Below are 26,722 nucleotides of genomic sequence, written 5' to 3' on the forward strand. Positions count from 1 at the left end.
TCAGAGAGCCCCCTTGGCACTCGGGATGCCGTGGACGCGGGCGTCGCGGGCGACGGCAGCACGCAGGGCGCGGGCGACGGCCTTGAACTGCGCCTCGACGATGTGGTGCGGGTCGCGGCCGGCGAGCACCCGGACGTGCAGGCACAGCCCCGCCTGGTGGGCCAGGGACTCGAAGACGTGCCGGGTCATCGAACCGGTGAAGTGGCCGCCGATGAGGACGTACTGCTGCCCGTCCGGCTCGCCCTCGTGGACGACGTAGGGCCGGCCGGCCACGTCGACGACGGCCTGGACGAGGGCCTCGTCCAGCGGCACGGTGGCGTCACCGAAACGGGAGATCCCCGACTTGTCACCGAGCGCCTCTCGCAACGCCTGGCCGAGGACGATCGCGGTGTCCTCGACGGTGTGGTGGACGTCGACGTCGATGTCCCCCGTCGCCTTGACCGTGAGGTCGATCAGGGAGTGCTTGGCGAACGAGGCCAGCATGTGGTCGAAGAAGGGAACGCCGGTCGAGACGTCGGCGTCGCCGGTCCCGTCGAGGTCGAGGGTCAGCTCGATCGACGACTCCTTCGTCGTCCGGCTGATCGTGGCCGTGCGGCTGGCAGCTGTCATGCGTCGTCTTCTCCGGTCTCGAAGGTCGTCGGCGCGACCGTGCTCGGGGTGGTCAGTGCTCCGACGTGCGTCGGGGCGAGGTCGGCCATCGCGTCGAGGAAGCGCGTCGTCTCCTCGAGGGTGCCCGCCGTCACACGCAGGTGGTGCCGGATGCCGACGTCGCGCACGAGGATCCCGCCGTCGAGCAGCGCCTGCCAGGTCGCCTTCTCGTCGAGCAGGCCCCCGAAGAGGACGAAGTTGGCGTCGCTGTCCACCGGGGTCGCCCCGAGCTGCCGGAGCCCGCTGACGATGCGGTCGCGCTCCGCCTTGATCGCCTCGACCGCCGAGAGCATCAGGTCGGCGTGCTCGAGCGCGACCCGCGCGATCGTCTGCGTCTGCGTGGACAGGTGGTAGGGCAGGCGGACGAGGCGGAGGGCGTCGACGAGCTCGGCGGACGCGACCAGGTAGCCGAGGCGCCCTCCGGCGAAGGCGAACGCCTTGCTCATCGTGCGGGTCACGACGAGCCGTGGGTGGTCCCCGAGCAGCGTCAGGGCGCTCGGCGTGCCCGGTCGGGCGAACTCGGCGTAGGCCTCGTCGACGACGACCACGGCGTTCGGGGCCGCGTCGAGCACCGCGCCGATGACGTCGAACGGCAGCGCCGTGCCGGTCGGGTTGTTCGGTGAGCAGAGGAAGACGACCGAGGGGTCGTGCGCACTCGCCTGGGTCGCTGCGGACTCGACCGTCAGCTCGAAGGTCTCGGACTCCCGCAGCCCGTCGACCCACGTCGTACCGAGGGTCTCGGTGATGATCGGGTGCATCGAGTAGCTCGGCGTGAAGCCGAGCGCGGTGCGGCCCGGGCCACCGAAGGCCTGGACGACGTGGGAGAGCACCTCGTTGGAGCCGTTGCCCGCCCAGACCTGCTCGGGTGTCACCGACACGCCGGCCTGCTTCTCGAGGTAGGCGCTGAGGGCCTTGCGCAGGTCGGTGAACTCGCGGTCGGGATAGCGGTTGAGCCCGGCCAGGTCGCCTTCGAGCGCCTCGAGGGCCGCGTGCACGACGACGGGAGGCACGGGGTAGGAGCTCTCGTTCGTGTTGAGGCACACCGGCACGTCGAGCTGGGGGGCACCGTAGGCGGTGCGCCCGCGCAGGTCCGGTCGGAGCAGCCGATCGACCTCGCTCATCCGGGCACCTCGTCGCCGAAGCGCGCCGTCACCGCTTGGGCGTGCGCCGGCAGGTCCTCGGCCTGGGCCAGCGTGACGACGTGGCCGGCCACCTCCCGCAGGGCAGGCTCGTCGTACTCGACGACGTGGATGCCGCGGAGGAAGGACTGGACGGACAACCCGCTCGAGTGGGTGGCACACCCGGCGGTCGGCAGCACGTGGTTGGACCCGGCGGCGTAGTCACCCAGGCTCACGGGAGAGAACGGCCCGACGAAGACCGCGCCGGCGTTGCGGACGCCTGCCGCCACGGCCGCCGCCTCACGGGTCTGGATCTCGAGGTGCTCGGCTGCGTAGGCGTTGACGACGGCCAGCCCGGCGTCGAGGTCGTCGACGAGGACGATGCGCGACTGGGTGCCGCTCAGCGCCGTCGCGACCCGCTCGGCGTGCTTCGTCGCCGGCACCCGGCGGGCGAGCGACTCCGCGACAGCTGCCGCCAGCTGCTCGCTGTCGGTGACGAGCACCGAGGCGGCGAGCGGGTCGTGCTCGGCCTGGCTGATCAGGTCGGCGGCGACGTGCTCGGCGTCGGCCGTCTCGTCGGCGAGGACGGCGATCTCCGTCGGCCCTGCCTCGGCGTCGATGCCGATGAGGCCCTTGAGCAGGCGCTTGGCCGCGACGACCCAGATGTTGCCGGGGCCCGTCACCATCGACACGGGCTCGCACACGACAGGCGCCCCGTCGCGGACGTCGTCCTCGTCGACGAAGCCGTAGGCGAACATCGCGACCGCCTGCGCACCGCCGACTGCGTAGACCTCGTCGACGCCCAGGAGGGCGCAGGTGGCCAGGATCGTGGGGTTGGGGTAGCCGGCGAAGGCACCCGTGTTCTCCCGCTGGGGCGGCGACGTGACCGCGATTGAGCCGACTCCCGCGAGCTGGGCGGGCACGACGTTCATCACCACGCTGCTCGGGTACACGGCGAGACCACCGGGCACGTACAGCCCGACCCGGTCGACCGGCACCCAGCGCTCGGTGACCCTCCCACCCGGGACGACCTGGGTGGTCGTGTCGGAGCGACGCTGGTCGGCGTGGACGAGTCGCGCCCGGCGGATCGACTCCTCGAGCGCGGCGCGCAGCTCGGGCGCCAGCTGGTCGAGGACGGCCCGCAGGACCTCTCCCGGGACGCGCAGCTGCGCCGGCCGCACGCCGTCGAACCGCTCCCCCAGATCGCGCAACGCCTCGGCGCCGCGATGCTCGACGTCCGCACAGATCGGCCGCACCTGCTCGAGGGCGGCCGTGACGTCGAACTCGGCTCGGGGCAGCGCCCCGCGCAGGAAGCGCACGTCGAGCGTGCGTCCGCGCAGGTCGAGGGTGGACATCATGGGCCCAAGTCTAGGAGGCGTCCAGGGGGCGGGACGCCGCGTCTCAGGCTGCGGCCCGCCCGGATGCGGGCTGAGCATCCCCCGCCGCGCGCCGAGGCCACCCAACCGCGGGTGCGAGCCCAGCGGCATACGGCTGCCGTTTGCCGCTCAGCCCGCTCGCGTGCGATCCCTGCCCACCCGCTCAGGTGAGGTCGATGAGCACCGCGGTCTCCCAGGCCCACTGGCGCCACGTGTCGTAGCGACCGGACTGGCCGCCGTGCCCGGCCGCCATCTCGGTGCGGAAGAGGACCGGCCTCGCCCCCGGCACGTCGCGCGTCGCCTCGCGCAGGGCGGCCACCCACTTCGCCGGCTCCGTCACGTAGACCCTCGTGTCGTTGAGGGACGTCGTGACGAGCAGGGCGGGGTAGCGCTGCGGACGGACGTTCTCGTAGGGAGAGTACGAGCGCATCAACGCGTAGGCGTCGGCATCGTCCAGCGGGTTGCCCCACTCCTCCCACTCGATCACCGTGAGCGGCAGGGACGGGTCGAGGACCGTCGTCAGCGCGTCGACGAACGGCACCGACGCGTGGATGAAGCCGAACCGGTCGGGTGCCTCGTTGGCCACCACGCCCATCAACAAGCCCCCTGCGGAACCTCCTTCCGCCGCAAGGCGGTCCGGGTCGACGACCCGTGACTCTCGCAGGTGGTCGGCGCAGGCGACGAAGTCCTCGAAGGTGTGGCGCTTGCGCTCGAGCTTGCCGTCGTCGTACCAGGACCGGCCCATCTCGGAGCCGCCCCGGACGTGGGCGATGGCGAAGACCCAACCGCGCTGGAGCAGCGACAGGCGGAGCACGGAGAACCAGGGGTCACTGGGGATGCCGTAGGCGCCGTAGCCGTGGAGCAGTCCCGGCGCCGAACCGTCCAGGGGCGTGTCCCGGTGGTGGACCACCGAGATCGGCACCCGGGTCCCGTCGGGCGCGGTCGCCCACTCACGCCGCTGCACGTAGTCGGCCGGGTCGTGCCCACCGCGGACCTCCTGCTGCTTCAACACCGTCGCGGTGTGGCTCACGACGTCGTAGTCCACGACGGTGCGGGGAGTCACGAGCGACTCCCACACGAGCTGGATCGTCCGCGTCGAGGTCTCCGGGTTGGCGCCGACCCGGATCGTGGGCAACGACTCCCCCACCTCGACGTCGTGGGCCGGCCCGAACCCCAGCTCGCCCGACGGGTCGCGGAGGACGATGCGCACCGCCGTCCCGCCCTCGCGCCGCAGGGAGATGGCGATGAACTCGTCGAACCCGTCGACGCCGGTGACGTACTCCTCCTCGGTGGTCACCGCGAGCGGCCGCCACTCGTCATGGCTCGTGCACGTCAGCGGGGCGACCGCGACCTCGAAGTTGGTGCGGCGCTCGTTGTGCACGATGAGCAGCTCGTCGCCGATCGGCTCCACGTCGTACTCGACACCCTGCCGTCTGGTGGCGACGACCCGCGGCGTCCCCAGCGGGTCGGCGGCGTCGAGCAGGCGGTACTCGTTGGTCGTCTTCGACCCGATGCCGATGACGATCACCCGGTCATCGCGCGACGCGCTCACCCCGACGAAGAAGCGCTCGTCCGGCTCGTCATGGACGAGCACGTCGTCAGCGGCCGGCGTGCCGAGCTCGTGCCGCCACACCTGGTGCGGACGCCAGGCCTCGTCCACGCGCGTGTAGAACAGGTGCCGGCCATCGAGGGACCAGGCCAGGGAGCCCCCTGTCCGGCGGACTGCGTCGTCGACGACCTCGCCGGTCGCGATGCGGCGCACCCGCACGTCATACCGTTCGTCACCGGCGAGGTCGACGCCGTAGGCGAGCAGGTCCCCCGCAGGGGAGACCTCACTGGCGCCGACGGCGAAGAAGTCGTGGCCACGGGCCTCGGCGTTCCCATCCAGGAGCAGCTCCTCCCCGTCGGGGACCGTCTCGCCCCCCAGGGTGGGGCGTTCGGGTGTGGCTGCCAGGAGGACGCGACCCTCGACGGGGTACTGCTCACCGGCAACGGTCCTCGAGTAGTACCACCACCGGTCGTGTCGGACCGGGACCGACAGGTCGGTCTCGTGGATGCGGGCGCGGAACTCCTCGTAGATCGTCTCGGCCAGCGGGCGCAGGTGATCCGTCGCAGCGGCGGCGTAGGCGTTCTCGCCCGCCAGGTACTCGAGGAGCGCCGGGTCCTCGCGGTCCGCCATCCAGGCGTAGGGGTCCTCGAAGCGGTCACCATGGTGCTCGCGGAGCGCGGGGTCACGACGTGCCGACGGCGGGTTCTGCATTTGAGGATCGTAGGCGCTCGCCGGTTCGTGCCCCCTCCCCCTTGGCCCCGTCCCATTCGTCCGTGTCGTCCCGTGATGCCCACGCCCCCGCGGGTACGGTGAGCGACATCACACCCCACCGTGAGACGGAGCCCCGATGGACCCGATCCAACCGGCCTACGGCGTCGGCGTTCTCCTGCTGATCGCCGCCGCGGCCGTCGCAGCCCTGCTCTTCCTCATCATGAAGGTCAAGCTGCACGCGTTCGTGTCGCTCGTCCTCATCAGCGTCCTCACCGCCATCGCCGCCGGGATCCCGGTCGCCGACATCCCCCAGGCGTTGCTCAGCGGTTTCAGCAGCACGCTGGGGTCGGTGGCGCTGCTCGTCGCCTTCGGCGTCATGCTCGGACGCCTCCTCGAGATCACCGGCGGCGCCCAGGTCCTCGCCGACACCCTGATCTCGAGGTTCGGGGAGAAGCGGGCACCCTTCGCGCTCGGCGTCGCAGCGCTCGCCTTCGGCTTCCCGATCTTCTTCGACGCCGGCCTCGTCGTCTTCCTGCCCATCATCTTCACGGTGGCCCGCCGCTTCGGCGGCTCCATCCTGCTCTACGGCCTGCCGACCGCCGGTGCCTTCGCGGCCATGCACGCCGTCGTGCCGCCTCACCCCGGCCCGGTCGCCGCGGCCGACCTCATGGGCGGCGACATCGGCATCACGCTGCTCATCGGGGTCCCCGTCGCGGTGGTGGCCTGGTACGTCGGCGCCTACCTCGTGAGCCGGCAGCTGGCCCGGCGGTTCCTCGTCGAGATCCCGACCCTGCTCTTCGGCGAGCTGAACGGCGGCGCGAAGGGTCCCGTCGGACCTCTTGCGCCGGACGCCCGGGTGGAGCCGGCCGAGCTCGACGGCCCAGCAGTCACCGGCGGCGCGGCACCGGTCGACGAGGCGGCTCCCCCGAGGAGCACGACGACGAGCGCGACACCGGCATTCTGGAGGACGCGACGTGGGCGAACGTCCTCAAGCTCATCGGTCAGACCCCCATCGCTCTGCTCATCACGGTGGTGGTCGCGCTGCTCGTGCTCTCGCGAGGCAGGTTCGGCATCTCCGAGGGGAGCCGGATCCTCGATGAGGCGCTGGGCCCGATCGCGGCGGTCGTGCTCATCACCGGCGCAGGTGGCATGTTCGGTGGTGTCCTCCGCGCCTCCGGCATCGGCCAGGCGCTCACCGAGTCCCTCTCCGACCTGGGGCTCTCGCTCATCGTCCAGGCGTTCCTCATCGCCACAGCGCTGCGCGTCGCGCAGGGCTCGGCGACGGTGGCCCTGACGACCACGGCCGGGCTGATCTCCGCCCAGGTGGCGGCCGAGGGGCTGACCGATGTGCAGATCGCGCTGCTCGTCTTCGCCACGGCTGCCGGTGCGACGGTGCTGTCGCACGTCAACGACTCCGGGTTCTGGCTGGTCAGTCGGTTCTTCGGGATGGACGAGAAGACCACGCTCAAGACGTGGACGGTCATGGAGACGACGCTGGGCCTGGCCATCTTCGCGCTGGCCGCCCTGCTCTGGCTGGTGGTCTAGGTGGAGCTGCCGCGTCACGTCGTGCTCATGGGCGTGTCCGGGAACGGCAAGACGACGACCGGGACGTGGCTCGCCTCCGAGCTGGGTCGCGTCTTCATCGAGGGTGACGACTTCCACCCACCGGATAACATCGCCAAGATGAGCTCCGGCGTCCCGCTCGACGACGACGACCGACGGCCGTGGCTCGCCGCCCTCGCCGCCGAGGTCGCCCGGCTCGAGGCCGCCGGGCAGCAGTCGGTGATGGCCTGCTCTGCACTCCGGCGCCGCTACCGTGACTGGCTGCGCGAGGGCTACCCCCAGCTCTTCTTCGTCCTCCTCGACGCGCGGTACGAGACGCTCCTCGAGCGGATGCAGCGGCGAGAGCACTTCATGCCACCCTCGCTGCTCCAGTCGCAGTTCGACACCCTGGAGCCCCTCGAGGACGACGAGGCAGGGGTCGTCGTATCCGTCGAGGCGCCGCCGGACCAGGTCGTCTCCACCGTCATGGCGATGCTCGAGGCGGCTGGGACGGCCTGAACGTCCTACGCCGCCGACCTGACCGGGCCGCCGACCTGACCGGGCCGCCGGCACGAATGGGCCCCGGGACCGATTCGGTCCCGGGGCCCAGCCGTACATCGGTCGGTGTCCGCGGGTCAGCGCCGACCCTTGCCCTTCTGCCCAGGGGTCAGGTCGAGCCCGACGATGACCGGGTCGTGGTCCGAGTTGCGGAACTGGTCCGGCGCGTAGAGGTCGGCGACCTGCGCCGCGGACTTGAAGTTGGTGTTGTAGTCCAGCACCGACGGCTCGTCCGCGTTGACGTGCCACTCGGCGACACCGGTGACCTGCGTGGCCATGCTGGCGGTGCCCAGCGCATGGTCGAGGTAGCCCCACTGTCCGTCGAAGACGTACGAGTACGGGTGGTGCCCGCCGTCCGCCGAGCGTCGGATGAGGTCGGTGTAGCCCGCCTCCTCGAGGACGGCGACCGGGTCCTCCATCGCATAGGAGTTCAGGTCACCGAGGATGAGGACGTCCTTCTCGCTCGTGCCCGTCGGGTCGGAGGCCAGCCAGTCGGTCAGCAGACCTGCCGCCGCGACGCGGACGTCGTTGCAGTTGCCCTGGCCGTCGTTCGCGGCCGGTGCATCACACGCGCTGCCCTTGGACTTGAGGTGGTTGACCACCGCGACGAAGCTGCCGCCGGTGCTCTTCTCGACGAAGGCCTGGGCCAGGGCAGGACGGTTGCGCTCCGCCGTGTCACCACCGTTGACGAACGCCGTGGTGTTGAGGACCGCGGTGTCACCCATGGGCACCACCAGGTCACGCTGGTAGAGCGCGCCGACCTTGATCGCGTCAGTGCCGAGGGCATTGAGCTGGCCCGTCCGCTCGTCGACGTCGACGTAGGCCCACGTGCCGGGCCCGGCTTCGGCGTTGAGGCGGTTGACCAGGTCGGCGAGCGCACTGTCCGGCCCGTAGCCGTCGTTCTCGATCTCGATCACCCCGACGACCGCGGCGTCCATGCCGAGGATCGCCTTGACCGTCTTGGCGGCCTGGCGCTCGAACTCGCCGGCGTCGTCGGCACCCCGGCAGTCCATCGGCGCCCCGCCGACGCCGCCGGTGCAGTTGTCGACCCGGTCGGGCAGACCGTCGAACGTGTTGAAGTAGTTCAGCACGTTCATCCCGGCGACCTGGATCCGGCCACCCACCTCAGGAGCCGAGACCGGGCGTTCGTTGACCGACTCGAACTGTGCCCAGCCGCCGAGCGCGTTGAGCGGACGAAGCCGGTACGCGTTGGGGCTCGCCGAGTTGCCGGCCCACGTGTACGCCAGGACGCCGACGGCCCCGGTGACGGTGTCACCGCCCCGGAGGGTGTTCTCGGCGGTCAGCGGCTTGCCGTCGCGCCCCCAGACGATCGGGTCCGGGTTCTGCGACTGCAGCGAGTCGTCGATGATGAGCCGACGGTTGTTGTTCGCCGCCTGCAGAACGAGCGCCTCGGCGCCGGGCTCCACGACGTTGGTCGGCTGGTCGAGACGGCCCTCGGACGAGACGACGACCTGACCGAAGCGGCCGAGCTGGAAGTGCTCAGTGACGGTCATGGTCTCGGGGACCGACACGAGCATCCCTTCGTACCGTTCGAGGAAGGTCGGGCTCTCGACGGGGAAGCTGATCTCCGTCGGGGCGACCGTGGCATCGGTGGCGCAGATGGCGACCGTCGTCGTGTCGCTGATCTGGGTCTGGCCCTGGAACTCGCCCGCGTTGCCGACGACGCGGACCCGGTCACCGAGCGCGACGTCGTTGTCCGGGCCGTTGAAGACGAAGATGCCGTCCGAGGTTGCCTCGTCGCCGTCGCCGGCCGGGTCCTGGAGGTAGAAGCCGCGCAGTGCCGGGATCGGGCCTTCGTCGTCCGAGACGACAACGCCCTCCGTGGCCACGGTCCCCGTCACGGCTGCAGTCGCGCCGCTGCCCTGAATCGCGGGAATGGCCGTGAAGGGGTCACCGCACGTCGAAGAGGTCGGCGGCGGGGGCACCGGGAGCCCAGGGTGGGCACCGAGGCCGTCAGAGGTGTTTGCCGCGAAGCCGTCCCATTCCAGCGACGGGTCGAACACGTCGGCCGGGTTCGTGTCGCCGGCGTTGACCGCCTCCTTGCGGCGCAGCGTGTTGTCGGCGGTCGACGTGAGGCCGCTGCCCCACTCGGAGCCGGGGTCGAACCCGGTCTGGCCGACGCTGTCGATGACGGCCGTGCCCCTGCGCAGGACCAGGGCGTCGTCGCCGTTGTACCAACCGGCTCCGTTCGTCTGGTCCGCCTGGGCGAGAATCGCCGGGTCCGCAGACGCGTGGGCAAGAACGAAGACGTCCCCGGCGGCCACCGTTCCCGTGAGGGTGATGGTCAATCCCGGGGTGGTGGAGCCGTTGAAGAACATCTGGACGGTGTAGCCACCCGTTGCGAGGTTGATCGGCGCGCCGGTGCCGTTGTAGATCTCCAGCGCCTTGTTGTTGCTGGAGCCCTCGATGTACTCGCTGATGAACAGCTCGGTGGGTGCTGCGGCCTGCGCGTTCGGCGCGGCCACGAACGGCACCAGTCCGACTCCGAGACCGACCGCACACGCGGCGGCGACTCGGCGTCGGAGATGACCTGACACGTGCATGTCTGTCCCCTCTCGACGGGCAGGGTCCTGCCCGGATGGCTGCGACCTTAGTCCCGCGATCCCACACGAGCGAGGGGAAGGGTGGGGAAACTTCGGTGGCGCTGGAGGTGTCCTGCGGAGGAAGGTCGCGCCGGCTCAGGTCCAGGCCGCGAGCGTCCGGCTCGTCTCGAACCGACGCCTCGTCCCGTCCACCGGGTCATCGAACTCCAGCACCGCAGAGAGCAGCTGGAGCGGCTCGGAGAAGTCGTCCGGCGGCACGTCGTGCTCCACCGGGTAGAGCGGGTCGCCGACGATGGGGATCCCCAGTCCCCACAGCTGGCAGCGGAGCTGATGCGTCCGGCCGGTGCGGGGCCTCAGCCGGTAGAGACCGAGCTCGCCCCGCCGGGCGGTGAGCTCGACCAGGGTCTCGGCGTTCGGCTCCCGTCCTGTCACCTCGCGGGCCTGGTGGGCGCCGTGCTCCTTGAGGACGTGGGTTCGCCGCACCAGCGGCAGCTCCAGATCGTCGCGCACGGCCGCCACGGCGAGGTACTCCTTGTGGACCCTGCCCTCCGCGAAGACCGTCTGGTAGGCGCCCCGCCACCGCGGCTCCGTCGTGAACATGAGCACGCCGGCCGTCGGCCGGTCGAGCCGGTGCGCCGGGGTGAGCCGGTCGAGGCCGGTGAGGACTCGGGTGCGGGCGAGCGCCGACTGGACGACGTGCCGCCCGCGCGGCATCGTGGCCAGGAAGTGCGGCTTGTCGATCACGACGAGACGCTCGTCCCGGTGCAGCACGTCGATCTCGAACGGCACCTCGACCTCGTCGGGCAGGTCGCGATGCGTCCAGCAGACCGAGCGGGGCACGAACGGCGCGTCCACGGGCAGCGGCCTGCCCGCCGCGTCGACGAACTCTCCGGCCACGAGCTTGCGGTCGACCTCCGCGGCGGTGATCCCCCGGAGCCTCTCGACGAGGTGGTCGCGCAGGGTCTCCCACGGCCCTTCCTGCGGCATCCGGATGCGCTGGGCGTCGACCCCGTGCCGCGCCGTCAGCGGGGACGGGGGGATGCCGCCGCGCGCCACTCAGGCCTCCCTGACGCGCAGGTCCACGTCGCATCCGAGGAAGGCGCCGTATGCCGCTGAGCTCGCTTCCAGCCCACGGTGGGCTGTGCCGGTGAGCGGGCGGAACGGCGCCACCTCGAGGTGCACCGTGCCCTTGCGTTCCTGTCGCTTCCACGTGCCGGCGACCTCGCCGTCGATGACCAGCGTCGGCTGGAAGGCCATGTTGCGTCCGGGGATGACGGTCGCCACGTGCTCCTCGGGGAGCGTCACGTCACGCGACTTGTAGCCGAGGAGGAACTCGTCCCACTGCGGCAGCAGGTGCACCCCGGCGGGTCCGGCCGGGCCCACCCTGGCTTCGGCGTGGGTCAGCCAGGTCTGGCCATCGGCCTCCTGCCGAACCACCCGGTCCCCGAGCAGCGACAGCGCCTCGCGCGCGAAGCCCAGGGTGCCCGCGACCCACCCGGCGAGGTCCTTCTCCGTGACCGGCCCGTGGCTGCGGACGTAGCGCTCGGCGACCGTCGCCATCGCCTCGTCCCGGGACGGCTGCCGCGAGGTCGGCACCCACGTGTCGATGAGGACGAAGCTCGGCTGCCTGCCGATCATCGGTCCCTGGCAGAGCAGTCCCGTCATGCAGTGGTGTCCGACCAGGTGGTAGGCCCGCTGTCCCGTCGGGTCGATGCCAGCCGCCTCCAGGAGCTCGATGACGTCAGGCCGGCGCACCGGCTCACGCAGGTGCTCCGCGAAGACGGCCGCAGCGCAGTCGATCTCGTCCGGGGTGATCGAGAGCTGCCGATAACGCGCTTGGAGGGAGTCGAGCACCCGCCCAGCGAGCAGGCGGCTCATCCACCGCGCGTCCTCCGCGGGGACGAAGTGGATGGTGCCGCGCATCGGCCAGGTCCGGACCACCTCCCGGTCGCGGACCGCCTGCTCCACCTGCTCCCGGGTCAGCCCGGAGCGGACCCCGAGCGACCACACGCCACTGGCATAGTCCTGCGCCTGGAGAGCACCGAGCTCGCGGGCGACCGAGAGCGCCGTCACCGGTGCCGCCGCGGTGCCGAGAGCAGGCGCGAGGCCCAGCGCGGCCATCCGGGCGCGACGCAACCGTCGCCGGTCCGCCAGCTTCACAACGCCACCGAGCCCAGCGGCATACGGCCACTCCTCACCCCAGGACCGCCGCCCCGAACTGTGCCTTGAGGTCACCGAACAGCGCGGACGTCGCGGTGACGCGAAGGGAGTCGTCGAGCGTCATGAGCACCGAACGACCGGGCTGGGTCAGCTTGACCTGCACCTCCGTCGCGCCCGGGTGCTCCCGGAGGATCTCCCTGAGCCGCTCAGCCCGCGCCGCGGTCACCTGCCCCAGCGGGAGGGTGAGGACGACCGGCCCGCGCGGCCCCTCCTTGATGTCGGGAATCGTCAGCTCCTGGGCGAAGATCGAGATCGAGTCGTCCCGCGCGCTGATCCGCCCCTTCACCGCGCACACGGTGTCCTGCGCCAGCATCGTGGAGTAGGTCAGGTAGGCAGACGGGAAGAACAGGCACTCGATCGCCCCATCGAGGTCCTCCACCGTCGCGATGGCCCAGAGGTCGCCCTTCTTCGTGCGCTTGAGCTGGAGGCTGGTGATGAGCCCCGCGACGGTGACCGGGGTGCCGTCCGGCTTCGGGTCGTCGCCCGTGAGCGAGGCGATCGACGTGTCGGCGTGGGACTGGAGGATGTGCTCGATGCCGAAGAGCGGGTGGTCGGACACGTAGAGCCCGAGCATCTCGCGCTCGAACGAGAGCAGCGTCGCCTTGTCCCACTCGAGGTGGGGGACGGCCGGCAGCCCGTCGAAGGCCCCGGCTCCCCCGGACCCCGCGGGCTGGTCGTCCGTGCCGAAGGCGGCGAAGAGGCTGTCCTGACCGATGGCCTCCTGCTTCTTGACCTCGATGAGCGCGTCGATGTAGCGCTCGTGGACCTCGACCATGCCGCGGCGGCTCTCCCCCAGCGAGTCGAACGCACCGCTCTTGATCAGCGACTCGATCGTCCGCTTGTTGCACACGACGGCGGGCACCTTGGACAGGAAGTCCTTGAAGGAGGCGAAGGCGCCCTTCTCCTCGCGGGCCTTGGTGACCGCCTCGACCACGGGCAGCCCGACGTTGCGGACGGCGGCGAGCCCGAAACGGATGTCGGTGCCGACGGCCGCGAAGTTGGCCACCGACTCGTTGACGTCGGGCGGCAGCACCTTGATGCCCATGTGCCGGCACTCGTTGAGGTAGAGCGCGGACTTGTCCTTGTCGTCGCGGACGCTCGTCAGCAGGGCGGCCATGTACTCGGCCGGGTAGTTGGCCTTGAGGTAGCCGGTCCAGTAGGAGACCAGCCCGTAGGCCGCCGTGTGCGCCTTGTTGAAGGCATAGTCCGAGAACGGGACGAGGACCTCCCAGAGCGCCTTGACGGACGCCTCGTTGAAGCCCTTCTGCTTCATCCCGTCCGAGAAGGGGACGTACTCGGCGTCGAGCACCTCCTTCTTCTTCTTGCCCATGGCCCGCCGGAGCAGGTCGGCGTTGCCGAGGGTGTAGCCGGCGAGCTTCTGCGCGATCTCCATGACCTGCTCCTGGTAGATCACCAGGCCGTAGGTCGTGCCGAGGATCGGCTCGAGGGCAGCGATCATCTCGGGCTGCAGCTTGCCCTCCAGCTTCGGGTCGAGCGGCGTCAGGGCCTGCTTGCCGTTCTTGCGCAGCGCGAAGTTCGTGTGGGCGTTGACGCCCATCGGTCCGGGTCGGTAGAGCGCCAGGGCCGCCGAGATGTCCTCGAAGTTGTCCGGCTGCATGAGGCGCAGCAGGGCCCGCATGCCGCTGCCGTCGAGCTGGAAGACGCCCAGCGTGTCCCCGCGGCCGAGCAGCGCGTAGGTCGCCGGGTCGGACATGTCCTTCGAGAGGGCGTCGAGGTCGATGTCCTCGTCGCGGTTGGCCTTGATGTTGGCGATCGCGTCGTCGAGGATCGTCAGGTTGCGGAGCCCGAGGAAGTCCATCTTGACCAGCCCGAGCGACTCGCAGCTCGGGTAGTCGAACTGCGTGATGACCTGCCCGTCCTGCAGGCGCTTCATGATCGGGATGACGTCGATCAGCGGCTCGCTCGACATGATGACGCCGGCGGCGTGGACGCCCCACTGCCGCTTCAGGCCCTCGAGTCCCTTGGCCGTGTCGACGACCTCCTCGAAGTGGCGCTCGGTCTGCACGAGGGCCCGGAACTCGGCGCCCTCGTTGTAGCGCTTGTGCTCCGGGTTGTAGATCTCGGCGAGGGGCACGCCCTTGCCCATCACGTCCGGCGGCATCGCCTTGGTCAGCTGCTCGCCGACGCTGAAGGGGTGCCCCATGACGCGGGCGGCGTCCTTGACGGCCTGCTTGGCCTTGATGGTGCCGTAGGTGACGATCTGCGCGACGCGCTCCTCGCCGTACTTCTCCGTGACGTACTTGATCACCTCACCGCGCCGGCGCTCGTCGAAGTCGACGTCGAAGTCCGGCATCGACATGCGCTCAGGGTTGAGGAACCGCTCGAAGATCAGGCCGTGCGGGATCGGGTCGAGGTCGGTGATGCCCATGGCGTAGGCACACATCGACCCGGCCCCGGACCCGCGGCCGGGACCCACGCGGATGCCGTTGCGCTTGGCCCAGTTGATGAAGTCGGCGACCACCAGGAAGTAACCGGCGTACCCCTTGGAGACGATGACGTCCTCCTCGAAGGCCGCCTGCGTGCGGGCGTAGTCGGGGACGCCATCGGGGAAGCGACGCTGCAGACCGGACTCGACCTCCTTGATGAACCAGGAGGTCTCGTCCTCGCCCTCCGGACAGGGGAAGCGCGGCATGTAGCGGCCCTCGCCCTCGGTGAACGACACCTCGCAGCGCTCGGCGATGAGCAGCGTGTTGTCGCACGCCTCGGGCAGCTCGCGCCAGACGTGGCGCATCTCCTGAGCCGACTTGAGGTAGAAGTCCTCCGCGTCGAACTTGAACCGGTTGGGGTCCATCATGGTCGAGCCCGACTGGACGCAGAGCAGCGCCGCGTGGGCCTTCGCGTCCTCGGCCTTGGTGTAGTGCAGGTCGTTGGTGGCGACCAACGGCAGCTTGAGGTCCCGGGCCAGCTTGATCAGGTCCTTCTGGACCCGCCGCTCGATCTCGAGGCCGTGGTCCATCAGCTCGACATAGACGTTGTCGGCGCCGAAGAGGTCACGCAGCTCGCCGGCGACCTCCCTCGCCTCGTCGTACTTCCCGAAGCGCAGCTTGGTCTGGATCTCGCTCGAGGGGCAGCCGGTGGTGACGATCAGGCCCTTGCCGTAGGTGGACAGGAGCTCGCGGTCGATGCGCGGCCACTTCGTGTACACCTGGTCGAGCGAGGCGATCGAGGTCATCCGGAACAGGTTGTGCATGCCCTCGTTGTTCTCGGCGAGCATCGTCATGTGGGTGTAGGCGCCACCACCCGAGATGTCGTCGCGGCCCCCGTCACCCCAGCTGACCTTGGTCCGGTCGCTCCGGTGCGTGCCGGGGGTGAGGTAGGCCTCGACGCCGATGATCGGCTTGACCCCCGTGCCTCTGGACTTCTTCCAGAACTCGTAGGCGCCGAAGACGTACCCGTGATCGGTCGTCGCGAGGGCCGGCATGCCCATCCGCGCCGCCTCCGAGAAGAGGTCGCCGATCCGGGCCGCCCCGTCGAGCATCGAGTACTCCGTGTGCACGTGCAGGTGCACGAAGTTCTGGTCTGGTCTCGGAGCGGATTGGGTCGACATCGGGGTCGAGTCTAGGCCTCGCCGACGACACCCCTCGGCGTGTCGCAACGGGTGTCGCGCCAGATGTCACCGACGGTCGGGACCCGGCCCAGCGGCATACGGGATCGTCTCGCTCGAAAGGTTCACCTTCACGTGGAAGGTCACCCCGGTCAGAGGGTCGCGACGACGTCGAGCGCGTGCTGGAGATCGGCTGGGTACTCGCTCTCGAAGTGGACGTACTTGCCGGTGCCTGGATGCTCGAAGCCGAGGCCCACGGCGTGCAGCCACTGTCGGTCCAGACCGAGCTTCTTGGCCAGCGTCGGGTCGGCGCCATAGAGCGGGTCACCACAGCACGGATGCTTGATGGCCGCCATGTGAACCCGGATCTGGTGCGTCCGACCCGTCTCGAGATGGATGTCGAGCAGGCTGGCGTGGCGGAAGGCCTCACGCACCTCGTAGTGCGTCACCGATGGCTTGCCGCTGCGCATCACGGCGAACTTGTAGTCATGCCCGGGGTGCCGACCGATCGGGGCGTCGATCGTCCCGACGAGCGGGTCCGGGAGGCCCTGGACGAGCGCGTGGTAGTTCTTGTCGACCGCCCGCGTCCGGAAGGCCTGCTTCAGCCTCGAGTAGGCGTACTCGCTCTTGGCGACGACCATCAGGCCACTGGTCCCGACGTCGAGGCGGCTGACGATCCCCTGGCGCTCCGGCGCCCCGGAGGTGGAGACCCGGAAGCCGGCGGCAGCGAGCCCGCCGACGACGTCCGGGCCGACCCAGCCGACACTCGGATGCGCTGCCACCCCGACAGGCTTGTCGACGACGATGATGTCGTCGTCGTCGTGGATGATCCGCATCCCGGGCACCGGCTCTGCCACCACCGTGACGCTCGGCCCCTCGTCCGGCGCCGGCAACGACACCTCGAGCATGGTCCCGGGCGCGAGTCGATCGGACTTCGCCACCGCCTTGCCGTCGACGACGACGAGCCCCGCCCCGGCGAGGCCTGCCGCCTTGGTGCGGGAGAGACCGAAGAGTCGCGCCACCCCGGCATCGACCCGCTCTCCGGCCAGGCCGTCGGGAACGAGGACGGTGCGCAGCTCAGCCATCCGGCTGCCCCCCTGACTTCTCGGTCGAGGCCTGCTGCTTCTTGTCGCGGCGGCCATCGACCCCGATCCCGAGCAGGGCCAGGACGACGATGAGGGCTGCGGCGCCCACGATCCAGATGTCAGCCACGTTCCCGATGAACCAGCCGTTGTAGTCGATGAAGTCGACGACGTGGCCCTCGCCACCGCCCGGCGGTCGGGCGAACCGGTCGGTCAAGTTGCCCAGGGCGCTCCCCAGGAGGAGGCCGAGAGCCAGCGCCCACGCCCTGGAGCCGAGGTCCTTGGCGACGTAGACGATGGCGATGAGCACCACCACGGCGATGAGCGTCATGACCCAGGTGTTGCCCGCCCCCAGCGACAACGCCGCGCCCGGGTTGCCGATCAACCGGAGCTGGATGAGCTCGCCGATGAAAGGCCGCGGTTGCCCGTCGGCGAGCAGCTCGAGTGCGACCAGCTTGGTCAGCTGGTCGCTCGCGTACGCCAGCACGGCAACGACGACGAGGAGAGCGAACAACCGCCTGCGGCGCGCCCCAGGCGGATGGTCACGGCGGTCGGCGTCGTCCATGGGTGCTGCGGGTGGTCCTCGTCGGTCGTCCGGATCCGGCCCCGACGGTCCGCGAGCCGGAACCGCCGGCACGCCGGCAGGCTCCGGTCGGGTCCGACCGACGGGATGGGGTGGCTCGGACACGGCATCGACGCCCGCTCGGGGCGTCGATGGTGTCTCGCTGGGGGTCAGTGGCGGTCCTGCTTCTCCTGGCATGTCATGCACAGGGTCGCACGAGGACGGGCCTGAAGTCGAAGTTTGCCGATCGGGCTGCCGCAGTTCTCGCAGATCCCATAGGTCCCCGCCTCGAGCTGCTCGAGAGCATGCTCGGCCTGGGCCAGTCCAGCGCGAGCGTTGGCCGCCAAGGCGATCTCATGGACCCGCTCGGCGGTCTTTGCGCCTGCGTCGGCCTGGTCGTCGCCGGCGCCGTCACTCGAGGCCCGCAGCAGATCGTCGAGCTCGCGTTCGGCGACCTCCAGCTCCTGCCGATGGACCTCGATCTCCTCCTCCAGGATGCCGCGAACCTCCTTGATCTCGGCCTCGCTCCAGGGGCTCTCGTCGTCCTTGACGCGAAGCCGTTCGGCCAGCTTGCGTGCGCGCGTAGCGGTGGTGGTCTTCGCCGCGGACGTCGCCTCGGCGCTGGTGGTGCTCTTCACGGATGCTGCTTTCCTGGTTGATGTGGACGTGCCGGTAGTGGCTCTGGCCGAGCCCGCCCTCGCCGAGGACTTCGCAGCCGGGGCCTTCTTCGTGGTCGGGGCCGTCTTCGTCGCGGGGGCCTTGTTCGTGGCGGGGGCCTTCGTGGCCGCGGCCTTCTTCGTGGCTGGGGACTTCTTCGTCGCTGGGGACTTCTTCGTGGCTGGGGCAGCCACGGTCTTTGCAGCGGTCCTGGGAGCGGTCGTCCTGGCGACCACGTTCCTCGACGAGGTGGTCTTGCCCGCGCCCCGGGCCGCGCCAGTCTTCCTCGCGGCTGTCTTCTGCGCGGCTGGCTTCTGGGTTGGCGGCTTCTTCGTACCCGCAGCCGTCTTCTTGGCCGCCGTCTTCGTGGCAGCCGTCTTCTTGGGCGCCGTCTTGGTCGCCGTGGTCTTCTTCGCCGCTGTCGTCGGGGTGCGCTTGGCGGTCGCCGCTGCACTCGACTTCCGTGTCGCCGCGGTCGCCGCGGTCGCCGCCGCCCGAGCAGCCGACGGCTTGGTGCGTGTCGCCGTCGCCGCCGCGCTCTTGGGGGCTGCGGCTGCTTTCGTCGTGGGAGCCTTGGCCGCCCGGGTCCGTGCCGAGGGCGTCTTCGGTGCTGCCATGTGGTCCTCCGTCGCTGGGGCCCGTCCACCTTGACAAGTGCCGCCGACAATAGGCGTCTCAGCGCCTGCAGACAAACGTGAAACGCCGAACCGGGCGGCTTGGTTCGTCTCCTGAGACGGTGAGTGCCGCCGGGGACACACCGACGGCCGCCCGGATCAACCGGGCGGCCGTTGGTGTGTCGAGGTGCTGGTGTGGCGCTGCGGCTGGTCAGCCCTGGGCGCTGCCGCTCCTGGCCGCGTCCTGGACGCTGCCATCGAGGTCGTGGAGCTGACCCTCGATGTAGGACTTGAGATTGGTGCGGTAGTTCCGCTCGAAGCCGCGCAGCTCCTCGATCTTGCGATCGAGCAGGCTCTTCTGGCGCTCGAGGTCCTCGAGAACCGCAGCCTTCTTCTGCTGCGCCTCCGCGACCATGCCGGTGGACCGTTCACGTGCCTCGGTGAGCAGCTCATCCCGCTTGGCGGTGGCCTCGGCCAGCATCTGGTCGCGCTGGGCCGTTGCCTCCGCGAGCAGCCGGTCTCGCTGGGCGGTCGCGGTTGCGGTCATCTCGGCAGCCTTCCGGGCGGCCTCTTCATGCTTGGCCTGACCGGTGGAGAGCAGCTCGTCGTACTTGCTCTGTCCCGTGGTGAGCAGCTCCCGGTGACGGGCCTCCGCCTCGCCGATGAGCTGGTTGCGTCGAGCCTCGCCGGCCGCGACGTGCTCGTCGTGCAGCCGCTGCGCCAGCGCAATGACGCCGGCGGCGTCCGCGCCCGCGGTGTTTGCCGGGGCGCTCTGGGGCTCGGCACGCACCATGGTGGCCTTCTGCTCCGCGGCGCGCGCAGCCTCCTCGGCGACCCGCGCCTGCTCGCGCGCCTTGGTCAGCTTGGCCTCGGCGTCAGCCACCTGCGTGTTGAGCGAGTTCAGCTTGGCCTGAGCGTCGTTGAGAGCCTTCTCGTCGACGGCTGCGCGGGCAGCTGCCTCCGCTCGGTCCGCGTCGGCCTTCGCGCGCTCGATGCGCTCCCGGGCCGCGCGCTCGGCGGCGTCCGCCTCGGCCTTCGCCTTGGCGGCTCGGTCCGTCGCGGCCTTGAAGGCCCGCTCGGCGTCCTGGATCTTCGCCGTGAGCGCCCCGAGCTTGGCGTCGTCACCCGGACGTGCCACGGGAGGCATGGCCTGGGTCGGACCGTCGCTGCGCACCGCCGGCTGGTTCTTGCTCGCGCGGCAGTCGTTGAGCTGCTTCAGGTAGTCGTCACGCTGCTCGATGAGCGAACGCATCTCCGCCACGATCTCGTCGAGGAAGTCGTCGACGTCCCGCTCCTCATAACCACGTCGGAACTGCGTGGTTTGGAAATGCTTGTTCAGCACCTGCTCCGGCGTAAGCGCCATGTGTCACCTCGATACAGACGTAATGGTCAGGGCCCAACTTATCTAACGAACAGGTCACAGCCCAAAGCCACATGATGCCATTGACACATGTGGACCCGCTGCACCCGCCCATCCCTCGGTGCCGAAGCAGCCGGTTCATGGAGCGTGAGGGTCGCGTTGCCCCCCTTCGTCCTCGTCGCCATGGCTCAGAACCAGGCGGGCAAGTTGAGCGCGAAGGAGGTCAGGAGCATCAGCACCAGGAAGCTGAGGTCGAGTCGCACACCCCCGAGCGTCGGCGACGGGATCACCTTGCGCAGCGCCTTGAGCGGCGGGTCGGTCACGGTGTAGACGGCCTCGGCGAGGACGAGAACAAGACCGCTCGGCCGCCACGAACGCGACAGGACCTGGACCCACTCCAGCACGAAACGGGCAATGAGTGCGATGAAGAAGGTGAAGACCACCACTCCATAGATGGTCCAGATCACGTTCATGGTGCCCAGTGTCCCTGATGAAGTGGCAGCGTCAGAAATCGGGCCCGCGACCTGTGGCAGCGGAGCCCGATCCTGACGCGTGGTCGAGTGAGTGGCAGGTCAGCTCTGGTTGAAGAAGCCGCGGGTGGCCGGCGAGGTCGCCTCGGGCTCGTCCGCCGAGATCTCGACATGCGCCGGGGACAGGAGGAAGACCTTCGAGGTCACTCGCTCGATGGTGCCGTGCAGGCCGAAGACCAGCCCGGCGGCGAAGTCGACGAGCCGTTTGGCATCCGCATCGTCCATGTCGCTGAGGTTCATGATGACCGGCACCTGGTCTCGGAACCACTCGCCGATGTTCTTCGCCTCGTTGTACGTCCGCGGGTGGATCGTCGTGATCCGGTTGAGGGAGTGCACCTCCGGGTCGCGCACGACGGCGGCGACCGGCCGCTTCGTCGGCAGTGGCGTCACGGCGGCCGTGTGCTCCGAGCCGTCGTCGAAACGCTCCTGCTCGTCGTAGGCGTCGTAGTCGTCGTACCGATCGTGACGCGGGTCCTCTTCGCTGAGTCCCAGGTACACCATCGTCTTGCGCAGTGCCCCTGCCATGCCAACTCCCAAACGTTCGGATGCGGTTGGCTTCGACGTTACAGAAGGGGCGGGCGTGATCCGAGGATTGCGGTTCCGACACGCAGGTGTGTCGCGCCATGCCGGATCGCGGCCTCGAGGTCTCCGCTCATCCCGGCAGACACCCAGTCCGCGCCGGGGTGCCCCTCCCGGAGACTGCGCGCGAGCTCCACGAGGGCCGCGAAGGCGATGTCTGGATCGGCACCGAGGGGAGCCACCGCCATGACGCCCTTGAGGACGAGGCCGGCGTGCTCGGAGACGACGGAGGCCAGGCCCGGGACGTCATCAGGCAGCGCTCCTCCACGAGAGGTGTCGCCGTCGAGGCTGACCTGGATCAGCACCGACAAGGGGCGACCGCGCTCGAGCGCCCCGGCAGCGAGTCCCGTCAGGAGCTTCGTGCGGTCGACGGAGTGCACCACGTCGGCGTAGGCCGCGACGTGGCGTGCCTTGTTGGACTGGAGGCGCCCGACGAAGTGGAGCTCCAGCTCCGATCCGGCGGGCAACTCCTGGCGGACCGACGCGATCTTCGGGCCCGCTTCCTGGTCCTTGTTCTCCCCGATGGCGCGGACCCCGAGCTCGTGCAGCAGCAGGACGTCGCTGGGGGGGAAGTGCTTCGTGACGACCACGAGCGTGACCCCGGCCGGGTCCCGACCGGCTTCCGCGCAGGCCGCATCGATGCGCTCACGGACGAGCTGCAGGCCGTGCGCCAGCTCGCGTCGGCGCGACGACAACGGTGGGGTGCTCACCGGTCCCCCCGGCCGTGGAGAACGATGACACCGGCGAACCGGCCGGTGGTCTGGTGACGCCGGTATGAGTAGAGGTCCTCGTCCTCGCGCGTGCAGCCGCCCACGCGTTCGACCATGACGTCCAGGTGGGTGAGCTGCTCGGCCACTCCCGCAGCGACGTCGATCGCGGGGGTCCCGGACCATGAGGTGGCCACGGAGCTGGGTGCCACGGACCGGGCGCGCTCCACGAGCTCGGCCGGCACCTCGTAGCAGCGCCCGCACACCGACGGGCCCACGATGGCGGCCACCCGCTCGGCGCCGAGTGCTCGCATCGCCTCGACAGCCCGGGGAACCACCCCTCGGAGCAGGCCCGGGCGACCGGCGTGCACCGCCCCGACAACGCCGCGCTGGACGTCATGGAGCAGCACGGGCACGCAGTCGGCAACCAGGACGGCGAGCCCGAGCTCGGTCGCGGTCGAGACGACCCCATCAGCCTCCGGCACCGGGCGCTGCCACGGACCACTGACCTCGACCACCTCCGAACCGTGCACCTGGTTGAGGAAGACGAGGCGCTCCGGAGGCAGACCGAGCGAGGCCGCCACGAGCTCGCGATTCTGCTGGACGAGCTCGGCGTCGTCACCGACGTGGCCGCCGAGGTTGAGGCCGACGTAGGGGCCGGCGCCTCGACCGGGCGCACGGCTGGTGAACCCCGCCTCCACCCAGCGGCCGTCGATGGGGGGAATCCTCGATCGCCAGTAGAACACCGACCAAACCTATCCCGGCGTTCCGCGCTCAGTGGGTCGGCACCGACGCAGTCGGTTCGCCGTCACCGGCGCGCCTGCGCTGCGGGGCCCGGCGTGCTCGCCGGGCCCCGCATCACGAGGTCACTTGAGGAAGTCGGGCACGTCGAGGTCGTCGCTCTCCTCGAAGGTCACCTGGCGCGGCGGTTGCGTGGACCGAGGCGGCTGCTGGGTCGGCAGCTGCTGTGAGGGGGCCGGCCCCGACGTCGCGTGCTGGGGAGCACTGTGGTTGACCGGCTGGTGGTCCTGCTGCCCCGGGGGTTGAGCCGTGCTCTGCGCGTGCCCTCCAGCCGAGGCGTGAACGGGGACCTGGCCCGCATGCGGTGCAGCCTCCGCCGACGCCGGGATGGGGTGCGACTGTGGGGCAGACACGACCGTGGCCGGAGCATGGTTGTTGTGTGTGGACGCCGCCGCGGTCCGCGGGCTCATGACCTGGCCGAGCGCGCGGTCGTCCTGACGCTTCGTCGGTCCGCCGCCATCGAAACCCGCCGCGATGACCGTGACGCGAACCTCGTCGCCGAGGGCGTCGTCGATGACCGCGCCGAAGATGATGTTGGCCTCGGGGTGGGCAGCCTCCTGAACGAGCCGGGCAGCCTCGTTGATCTCGAAGAGCCCGAGGTCGCTGCCACCTTGAACCGAGAGAAGCACGCCGTGGGCACCGTCGATGGAGGCCTCGAGCAGGGGCGAGCTGATGGCGAGCTCCGCCGCCTGCACGGCTCGGTCCTCACCGCGCGCGGACCCGATGCCCATCAGGGCCGAGCCCGCCCCCTGCATGACCGACTTGACGTCGGCGAAGTCAAGGTTGATGAGACCTGGCGTCGTGATGAGATCAGTGATGCCCTGGACGCCGGAGAGGAGCACCTGGTCGGCGGACCGGAAGGCATCCATCATCGAGACGTTGCGGTCACTGATCGACAGGAGCCGGTCATTGGGAATGACGATCAGCGTGTCGACCTCCTCGCGGAGCGAACCGATCCCGGCCTCGGCCTGGTTGGCCCGGCGACGCCCCTCGAAGGTGAACGGTCGCGTGACGACTCCGATGGTCAGCGCGCCGAGACCGCGGGCGATCCGGGCCACGACGGGCGCACCGCCGGTGCCGGTGCCGCCACCCTCACCGGCGGTCACGAACACCATGTCGGCGCCCTTGATGACCTCCTCGATCTCCTCGGCGTGGTCCTCTGCGGCCTTCTTGCCGACCTCCGGATCGGCTCCTGCGCCGAGACCCCGGGTCAGCTCACGCCCGACGTCGAGCTTCACGTCGGCATCGCTCATGAGCAGCGCCTGGGCGTCGGTGTTGATCGCAATGAACTCGACACCCTTGAGGCCGACCTCGATCATGCGGTTGATGGCATTGACCCCACCGCCGCCGATGCCGACGACCTTGATGACGGCCAAGTAGTTCTGCGGTGCTGCTGCCACGAGAGTGGGCCTTCCTGGATGGTGTTGCAGGGTGCTGCGGTGTGCTGGGCGGTAGTTCTGTGGTTGGCGGGTGTGTGTTGGTCTGGGGTGGTGGAGCCGGTGGGCCGCCGCTGCGGCGCCGACGCCGTGCCGAGCCGGCCGTCCCGAACCTTCAGCCCGCCAACCTTAAACGTCGACCTCAAGGTTACGGTTTGGTCACGAACCCGTGCCCCGACGGTATGCCGTGGGAGGAGGCGGTTCAACCCACGGCGCGGCGTGTCGCCAGGTCGATTGTCATAGCCGTCGACGGACGGGCGTGGCCCGAGACACCGGGACCATGCCAGTCAGCGCAGGTCGGCCCGAGCGTCGCGGCCGACCGGGCAACCCCGGGTCACCGGGTCACCGGCGCCTCCGGAACAGTCACGTCGATCGTCTGGCCCGGCTGCTTCACGAGGAGGGCGACGAGCTTCGCCTTGACGGCGGCGTCACCCGGCCCACCCCACCGCACGGTGCGAACGCCACCGGGCGCGGCCACCGTGAAGGTGACCCGATCTCCTCCCGAGATGGTCACATCGTCCACGGCCCGGCGCAGGTCCGGGTCGAGGACGGCCAGTGCCTGGAGGACCGCCTTGACCCCGTCCTCGCTCGCGCTGCCGCCGGTCGAGGAGACCACCGGCAGCGACGTGGGTGCCGTGTCGACGGTCCGGAAGGCAACGCCCTCGAGGTCGTAGAGGTCCACTGCTCCGGACGGGAGACGAACCCCCAGGACGGCGACGCGGGGGGTCACCTCGATGACGACGCTGTGCGGAAGGCTGCGCGAGACGGAGACGTGGACCCAGCGGCGGTCCTGCTCCAGACGGGCAGATGCGGCGGCCGTGTCGACTCGCATGACGGGCCCCCCCAACGGGACGGCGGCGACGTCACGGACCGCCCGCGCCTGCCACGTCGAGACGCCTCTGACCTCCACGCGCTCCGCCAGCAGGAGTGAGCTGAAGTAGCCCAGCCACACGACCCCGCCGACGACCGCGGTGACGAGAGTGAGCACCAGCGCGATGAGCAGCGGTCGGCGGCGGGCGCGCGCCGCCCGTCGCTCGAATCGCGCCCTGGCCGAAGGCAGCCCGCGGCCCGGCTCTTCGCCCGCTCGGGCTCGGGTCAGGAGTCTCATCCCGACTCTCCTCCGAGGAGCCGCAGCACCTCCGGTCCGATCATGGTGACGTCGCCGGCTCCGACCGTGAGGACGAGGTCACCACGTCGCGCCAGCTGCACGACGACCTCGGGCACCTCGGCCCAGGATGGGACGTAGTGGACCTCCGTCCGGTGGCTGGCGGCTGCGACCGAGTCCGCGACGAGCTGGCCGGAGACGCCGGGCACCGGATCCTCACGTGCTGCATAGACGTCCATGACCACGACGACGTCGGCCGGGGCGAGACCGCGCCCGAGTTCCGTCGCGAAGTCGCGAGTGCGGCTGTAGAGGTGGGGCTGGAAGACGACGATGAGCCGGCCAGGTGGCTCGACGAGCTGAGCCGCGGTCTCGACGACCGCCGCCACCTTGCCTGCATTGTGGGCGTAGTCATCGACCACGACGACGCCGGACGCCTCCCCCTTCGGCTCGAAGCGCCGGCGCGTGCCGGTGAACGACGCCAACCCGGCCAGGACCCGACCCGGGTCCTGGCCCAGGCCATGGACGGCGGCTGCGTAGGCGGCCGCGGCGTTCAGGGCATTGTGACGCCCGGGGATGCCCAGCGTCAGCGTGTGCTCCACGCCTGCGTCGACCAGCGTTGCGCCACTGGTCAGCCCGTCCTGCCGGTGGTGACGGAGGACGACGTCGGCATCGGCGCTGAAGCCGTAGGTGAGTACTCGAGTGCCCGCGGCGCCGGCGGATGCGGCGAGCGCTCTCGCCCCGGCGTCATCCGCACAGGTGACGAGCAGGCCTCCTGCTCGGACCGTCCGGACGAACGCGTCGTACGCGGCCTGGACGACGGGGAAGTCGCCGTAGAAGTCGAGGTGGTCCGGCTGGACGTTCGTGACGATGGCGACCTCGGGGCGGTAGACGATGAAGGAGCCGTCGCTCTCGTCGGCCTCGACGACGAAGACGTCGTCAGTCCCCTGATGCGCGTTGGTGCCGTGCCGGGCCAGCTCCCCGCCCACGGCGAAGGAGGGGTCGAGCCCGCATCCCTGCAGTGCGACCGTCAGGAGGGATGTCGTCGTGGTCTTGCCGTTCGCGCCGGCCACAGCGACGGGACGCTGACCGTGCATCAGGCTCGCCAGGCCCTGGGCCCGGTGGAGCACTCGCGCACCTCGGCGGCGCGCGGCGCGCAGCTCGACGTTGTCGTCGCGGATCGACGATGACACCACGATCGTCCCTGCGCCCTCCTGGTGCTTCTCGTCGAAACCGACCCAGACGGTGGCGCCCTCACTGGCCAGTGCCTTGAGAACGGGGACGTCCTTGGCGTCGCTGCCGGTGACGGAGATGCCACGCGCCAGCATGATCCGCGCGACCCCGGACATCCCAGCACCGCCGATCGCGAGGAAATGCACGGAGCCGAGGTCCTCAGCACGTGGGACTGGTGACAAGAAGTCGAATCGCGCCGCCGCAAAGG

The 26,722-nt window shown here is 70.2% G+C and carries 22 protein-coding genes and 1 pseudogene; 4 read left to right on the forward strand and 19 right to left on the reverse strand.

The genetic code is table 11. From position 1 onward, the window contains the following. From hisB to ABWV20_RS14155, 4 genes are all read right to left on the reverse strand, one after another. The gene (gene hisB, locus ABWV20_RS14140) at positions 1-609 is read right to left on the reverse strand and encodes an imidazoleglycerol-phosphate dehydratase HisB (protein WP_353356122.1); all 609 of its coding nucleotides are present in this window, start codon (positions 607-609) and stop codon (positions 1-3) included. Beyond that, on the reverse strand, positions 606-1,769 hold the full coding sequence (locus tag ABWV20_RS14145) for a histidinol-phosphate transaminase (RefSeq protein WP_353356124.1): 1,164 nt from the start codon (positions 1,767-1,769) through the stop codon (positions 606-608). Before ABWV20_RS14145 ends, hisB begins: the two co-directional genes overlap by 4 nt. Beyond that, positions 1,766-3,124, reverse strand: coding sequence for a histidinol dehydrogenase (hisD, locus tag ABWV20_RS14150; protein ID WP_353356126.1), 1,359 nt, complete (start codon positions 3,122-3,124; stop codon positions 1,766-1,768). The genes ABWV20_RS14145 and hisD overlap by 4 nt, the downstream gene beginning before the upstream one ends. A gap of 181 nt (positions 3,125-3,305) precedes the next feature. Beyond that, positions 3,306-5,402, reverse strand: a complete 2,097-nt coding sequence (locus ABWV20_RS14155) for a S9 family peptidase (protein WP_353356128.1) — start codon at positions 5,400-5,402, stop codon at positions 3,306-3,308. Positions 5,403-5,622: 220 nt separating this feature from the next. Here ABWV20_RS14155 and ABWV20_RS14160 point away from each other — a divergent pair. The 3 genes and pseudogenes from ABWV20_RS14160 to ABWV20_RS14170 form a co-directional block, all read left to right on the forward strand. After that, positions 5,623-6,111 (forward strand): annotated as a pseudogene (locus ABWV20_RS14160) (GntP family permease); the annotation flags it as partial. A 314-nt stretch (positions 6,112-6,425) separates the two neighbouring features. Further along, a complete protein-coding gene (locus ABWV20_RS14165) occupies positions 6,426-6,947 on the forward strand; it encodes a GntP family permease (protein ID WP_353356728.1) in 522 nt (173 codons plus the stop codon). Continuing rightward, the gene (locus tag ABWV20_RS14170) at positions 6,948-7,463 is read left to right on the forward strand and encodes a gluconokinase (protein WP_353356130.1); all 516 of its coding nucleotides are present in this window, start codon (positions 6,948-6,950) and stop codon (positions 7,461-7,463) included. It begins immediately after the preceding gene. A 116-nt stretch (positions 7,464-7,579) separates the two neighbouring features. Here ABWV20_RS14170 and ABWV20_RS14175 read toward each other — a convergent pair whose 3' ends face one another. The 7 genes from ABWV20_RS14175 to ABWV20_RS14205 form a co-directional block, all read right to left on the reverse strand. Further along, the gene (locus tag ABWV20_RS14175; protein WP_353356133.1) at positions 7,580-9,988 is read right to left on the reverse strand and encodes an ExeM/NucH family extracellular endonuclease; all 2,409 of its coding nucleotides are present in this window, start codon (positions 9,986-9,988) and stop codon (positions 7,580-7,582) included. A 213-nt stretch (positions 9,989-10,201) separates the two neighbouring features. Then, positions 10,202-11,122, reverse strand: a complete 921-nt coding sequence (locus tag ABWV20_RS14180; protein ID WP_353356135.1) for a pseudouridine synthase — start codon at positions 11,120-11,122, stop codon at positions 10,202-10,204. Further along, a complete protein-coding gene (locus ABWV20_RS14185) occupies positions 11,123-12,226 on the reverse strand; it encodes a winged helix DNA-binding domain-containing protein (RefSeq protein ID WP_353356137.1) in 1,104 nt (367 codons plus the stop codon). A gap of 34 nt (positions 12,227-12,260) precedes the next feature. Continuing rightward, the gene (gene dnaE / locus ABWV20_RS14190; protein WP_353356139.1) at positions 12,261-15,854 is read right to left on the reverse strand and encodes a DNA polymerase III subunit alpha; all 3,594 of its coding nucleotides are present in this window, start codon (positions 15,852-15,854) and stop codon (positions 12,261-12,263) included. 149 nt (positions 15,855-16,003) lie between these two features. After that, the gene (locus ABWV20_RS14195) at positions 16,004-16,936 is read right to left on the reverse strand and encodes an RluA family pseudouridine synthase (protein WP_353356141.1); all 933 of its coding nucleotides are present in this window, start codon (positions 16,934-16,936) and stop codon (positions 16,004-16,006) included. After that, positions 16,929-17,498, reverse strand: coding sequence for a signal peptidase II (gene lspA, locus ABWV20_RS14200; RefSeq protein WP_353356143.1), 570 nt, complete (start codon positions 17,496-17,498; stop codon positions 16,929-16,931). The genes ABWV20_RS14195 and lspA overlap by 8 nt, the downstream gene beginning before the upstream one ends. Before the next feature lie 167 nt (positions 17,499-17,665). Next, a complete protein-coding gene (locus ABWV20_RS14205) occupies positions 17,666-18,133 on the reverse strand; it encodes a TraR/DksA family transcriptional regulator (RefSeq protein WP_353356145.1) in 468 nt (155 codons plus the stop codon). A 22-nt stretch (positions 18,134-18,155) separates the two neighbouring features. Here ABWV20_RS14205 and ABWV20_RS14210 point away from each other — a divergent pair, with 22 nt between their 5' ends. Continuing rightward, complete coding sequence (locus tag ABWV20_RS14210) at positions 18,156-18,803, forward strand: hypothetical protein (protein ID WP_353356147.1); 648 nt, start codon at positions 18,156-18,158, stop codon at positions 18,801-18,803. A 174-nt stretch (positions 18,804-18,977) separates the two neighbouring features. Here ABWV20_RS14210 and ABWV20_RS14215 read toward each other — a convergent pair whose 3' ends face one another. The 8 genes from ABWV20_RS14215 to murC form a co-directional block, all read right to left on the reverse strand. Then, complete coding sequence (locus ABWV20_RS14215; RefSeq protein ID WP_353356149.1) at positions 18,978-20,129, reverse strand: DivIVA domain-containing protein; 1,152 nt, start codon at positions 20,127-20,129, stop codon at positions 18,978-18,980. 185 nt (positions 20,130-20,314) lie between these two features. After that, positions 20,315-20,599 (reverse strand): YggT family protein, encoded by a 285-nt coding sequence (locus tag ABWV20_RS14220; RefSeq protein ID WP_353356151.1) that lies wholly within the window; start codon positions 20,597-20,599, stop codon positions 20,315-20,317. Positions 20,600-20,698: 99 nt separating this feature from the next. Continuing rightward, the gene (locus ABWV20_RS14225; RefSeq protein WP_353356153.1) at positions 20,699-21,181 is read right to left on the reverse strand and encodes a cell division protein SepF; all 483 of its coding nucleotides are present in this window, start codon (positions 21,179-21,181) and stop codon (positions 20,699-20,701) included. Positions 21,182-21,219: 38 nt separating this feature from the next. Then, positions 21,220-21,945: a YggS family pyridoxal phosphate-dependent enzyme gene (locus ABWV20_RS14230; protein ID WP_353356155.1), complete on the reverse strand. Its 726-nt coding sequence runs from the start codon at positions 21,943-21,945 to the stop codon at positions 21,220-21,222. Further along, entirely contained in the window at positions 21,942-22,688 is a 747-nt protein-coding gene (gene pgeF / locus ABWV20_RS14235) for a peptidoglycan editing factor PgeF (RefSeq protein WP_353356157.1), read from the reverse strand. The genes ABWV20_RS14230 and pgeF overlap by 4 nt, the downstream gene beginning before the upstream one ends. 120 nt (positions 22,689-22,808) lie before the next feature. Next, complete coding sequence (gene ftsZ / locus ABWV20_RS14240; protein ID WP_353356159.1) at positions 22,809-24,143, reverse strand: cell division protein FtsZ; 1,335 nt, start codon at positions 24,141-24,143, stop codon at positions 22,809-22,811. Between the two features lie 370 nt (positions 24,144-24,513). Beyond that, a complete protein-coding gene (locus ABWV20_RS14245; RefSeq protein ID WP_353356161.1) occupies positions 24,514-25,287 on the reverse strand; it encodes a cell division protein FtsQ/DivIB in 774 nt (257 codons plus the stop codon). Next, positions 25,284-26,630: a UDP-N-acetylmuramate--L-alanine ligase gene (gene murC / locus ABWV20_RS14250; RefSeq protein ID WP_353356163.1), complete on the reverse strand. Its 1,347-nt coding sequence runs from the start codon at positions 26,628-26,630 to the stop codon at positions 25,284-25,286. Before murC ends, ABWV20_RS14245 begins: the two co-directional genes overlap by 4 nt. Between the last annotated feature and the right edge of the window lie 92 nt (positions 26,631-26,722).

The organism is Intrasporangium sp. DVR, assembly GCF_040365325.1.
Lineage (GTDB): Bacteria > Actinomycetota > Actinomycetes > Actinomycetales > Dermatophilaceae > Intrasporangium.

Bases quoted from the DNA above. Each gene is read 5' to 3' on its own strand.
- hisB (WP_353356122.1), bottom strand. From the start codon at position 609: ATGACAGCTGCCAGCCGCACGGCCACGATCAGCCGGACGACGAAGGAG.
- ABWV20_RS14145 (WP_353356124.1), bottom strand. From the start codon at position 1,769: ATGAGCGAGGTCGATCGGCTGCTCCGACCGGACCTGCGCGGGCGCACC.
- hisD (WP_353356126.1), bottom strand. From the start codon at position 3,124: ATGATGTCCACCCTCGACCTGCGCGGACGCACGCTCGACGTGCGCTTC.
- ABWV20_RS14155 (WP_353356128.1), bottom strand. From the start codon at position 5,402: ATGCAGAACCCGCCGTCGGCACGTCGTGACCCCGCGCTCCGCGAGCAC.
- dnaE (WP_353356139.1), bottom strand. From the start codon at position 15,854: ATGTCGACCCAATCCGCTCCGAGACCAGACCAGAACTTCGTGCACCTG.
- ABWV20_RS14195 (WP_353356141.1), bottom strand. From the start codon at position 16,936: ATGGCTGAGCTGCGCACCGTCCTCGTTCCCGACGGCCTGGCCGGAGAG.
- lspA (WP_353356143.1), bottom strand. From the start codon at position 17,498: ATGGACGACGCCGACCGCCGTGACCATCCGCCTGGGGCGCGCCGCAGG.
- ABWV20_RS14215 (WP_353356149.1), bottom strand. From the start codon at position 20,129: ATGGCGCTTACGCCGGAGCAGGTGCTGAACAAGCATTTCCAAACCACG.
- ABWV20_RS14220 (WP_353356151.1), bottom strand. From the start codon at position 20,599: ATGAACGTGATCTGGACCATCTATGGAGTGGTGGTCTTCACCTTCTTC.
- ABWV20_RS14225 (WP_353356153.1), bottom strand. From the start codon at position 21,181: ATGGCAGGGGCACTGCGCAAGACGATGGTGTACCTGGGACTCAGCGAA.
- ABWV20_RS14245 (WP_353356161.1), bottom strand. From the start codon at position 25,287: ATGAGACTCCTGACCCGAGCCCGAGCGGGCGAAGAGCCGGGCCGCGGG.
- murC (WP_353356163.1), bottom strand. From the start codon at position 26,630: ATGTCCGGGGTCGCGCGGATCATGCTGGCGCGTGGCATCTCCGTCACC.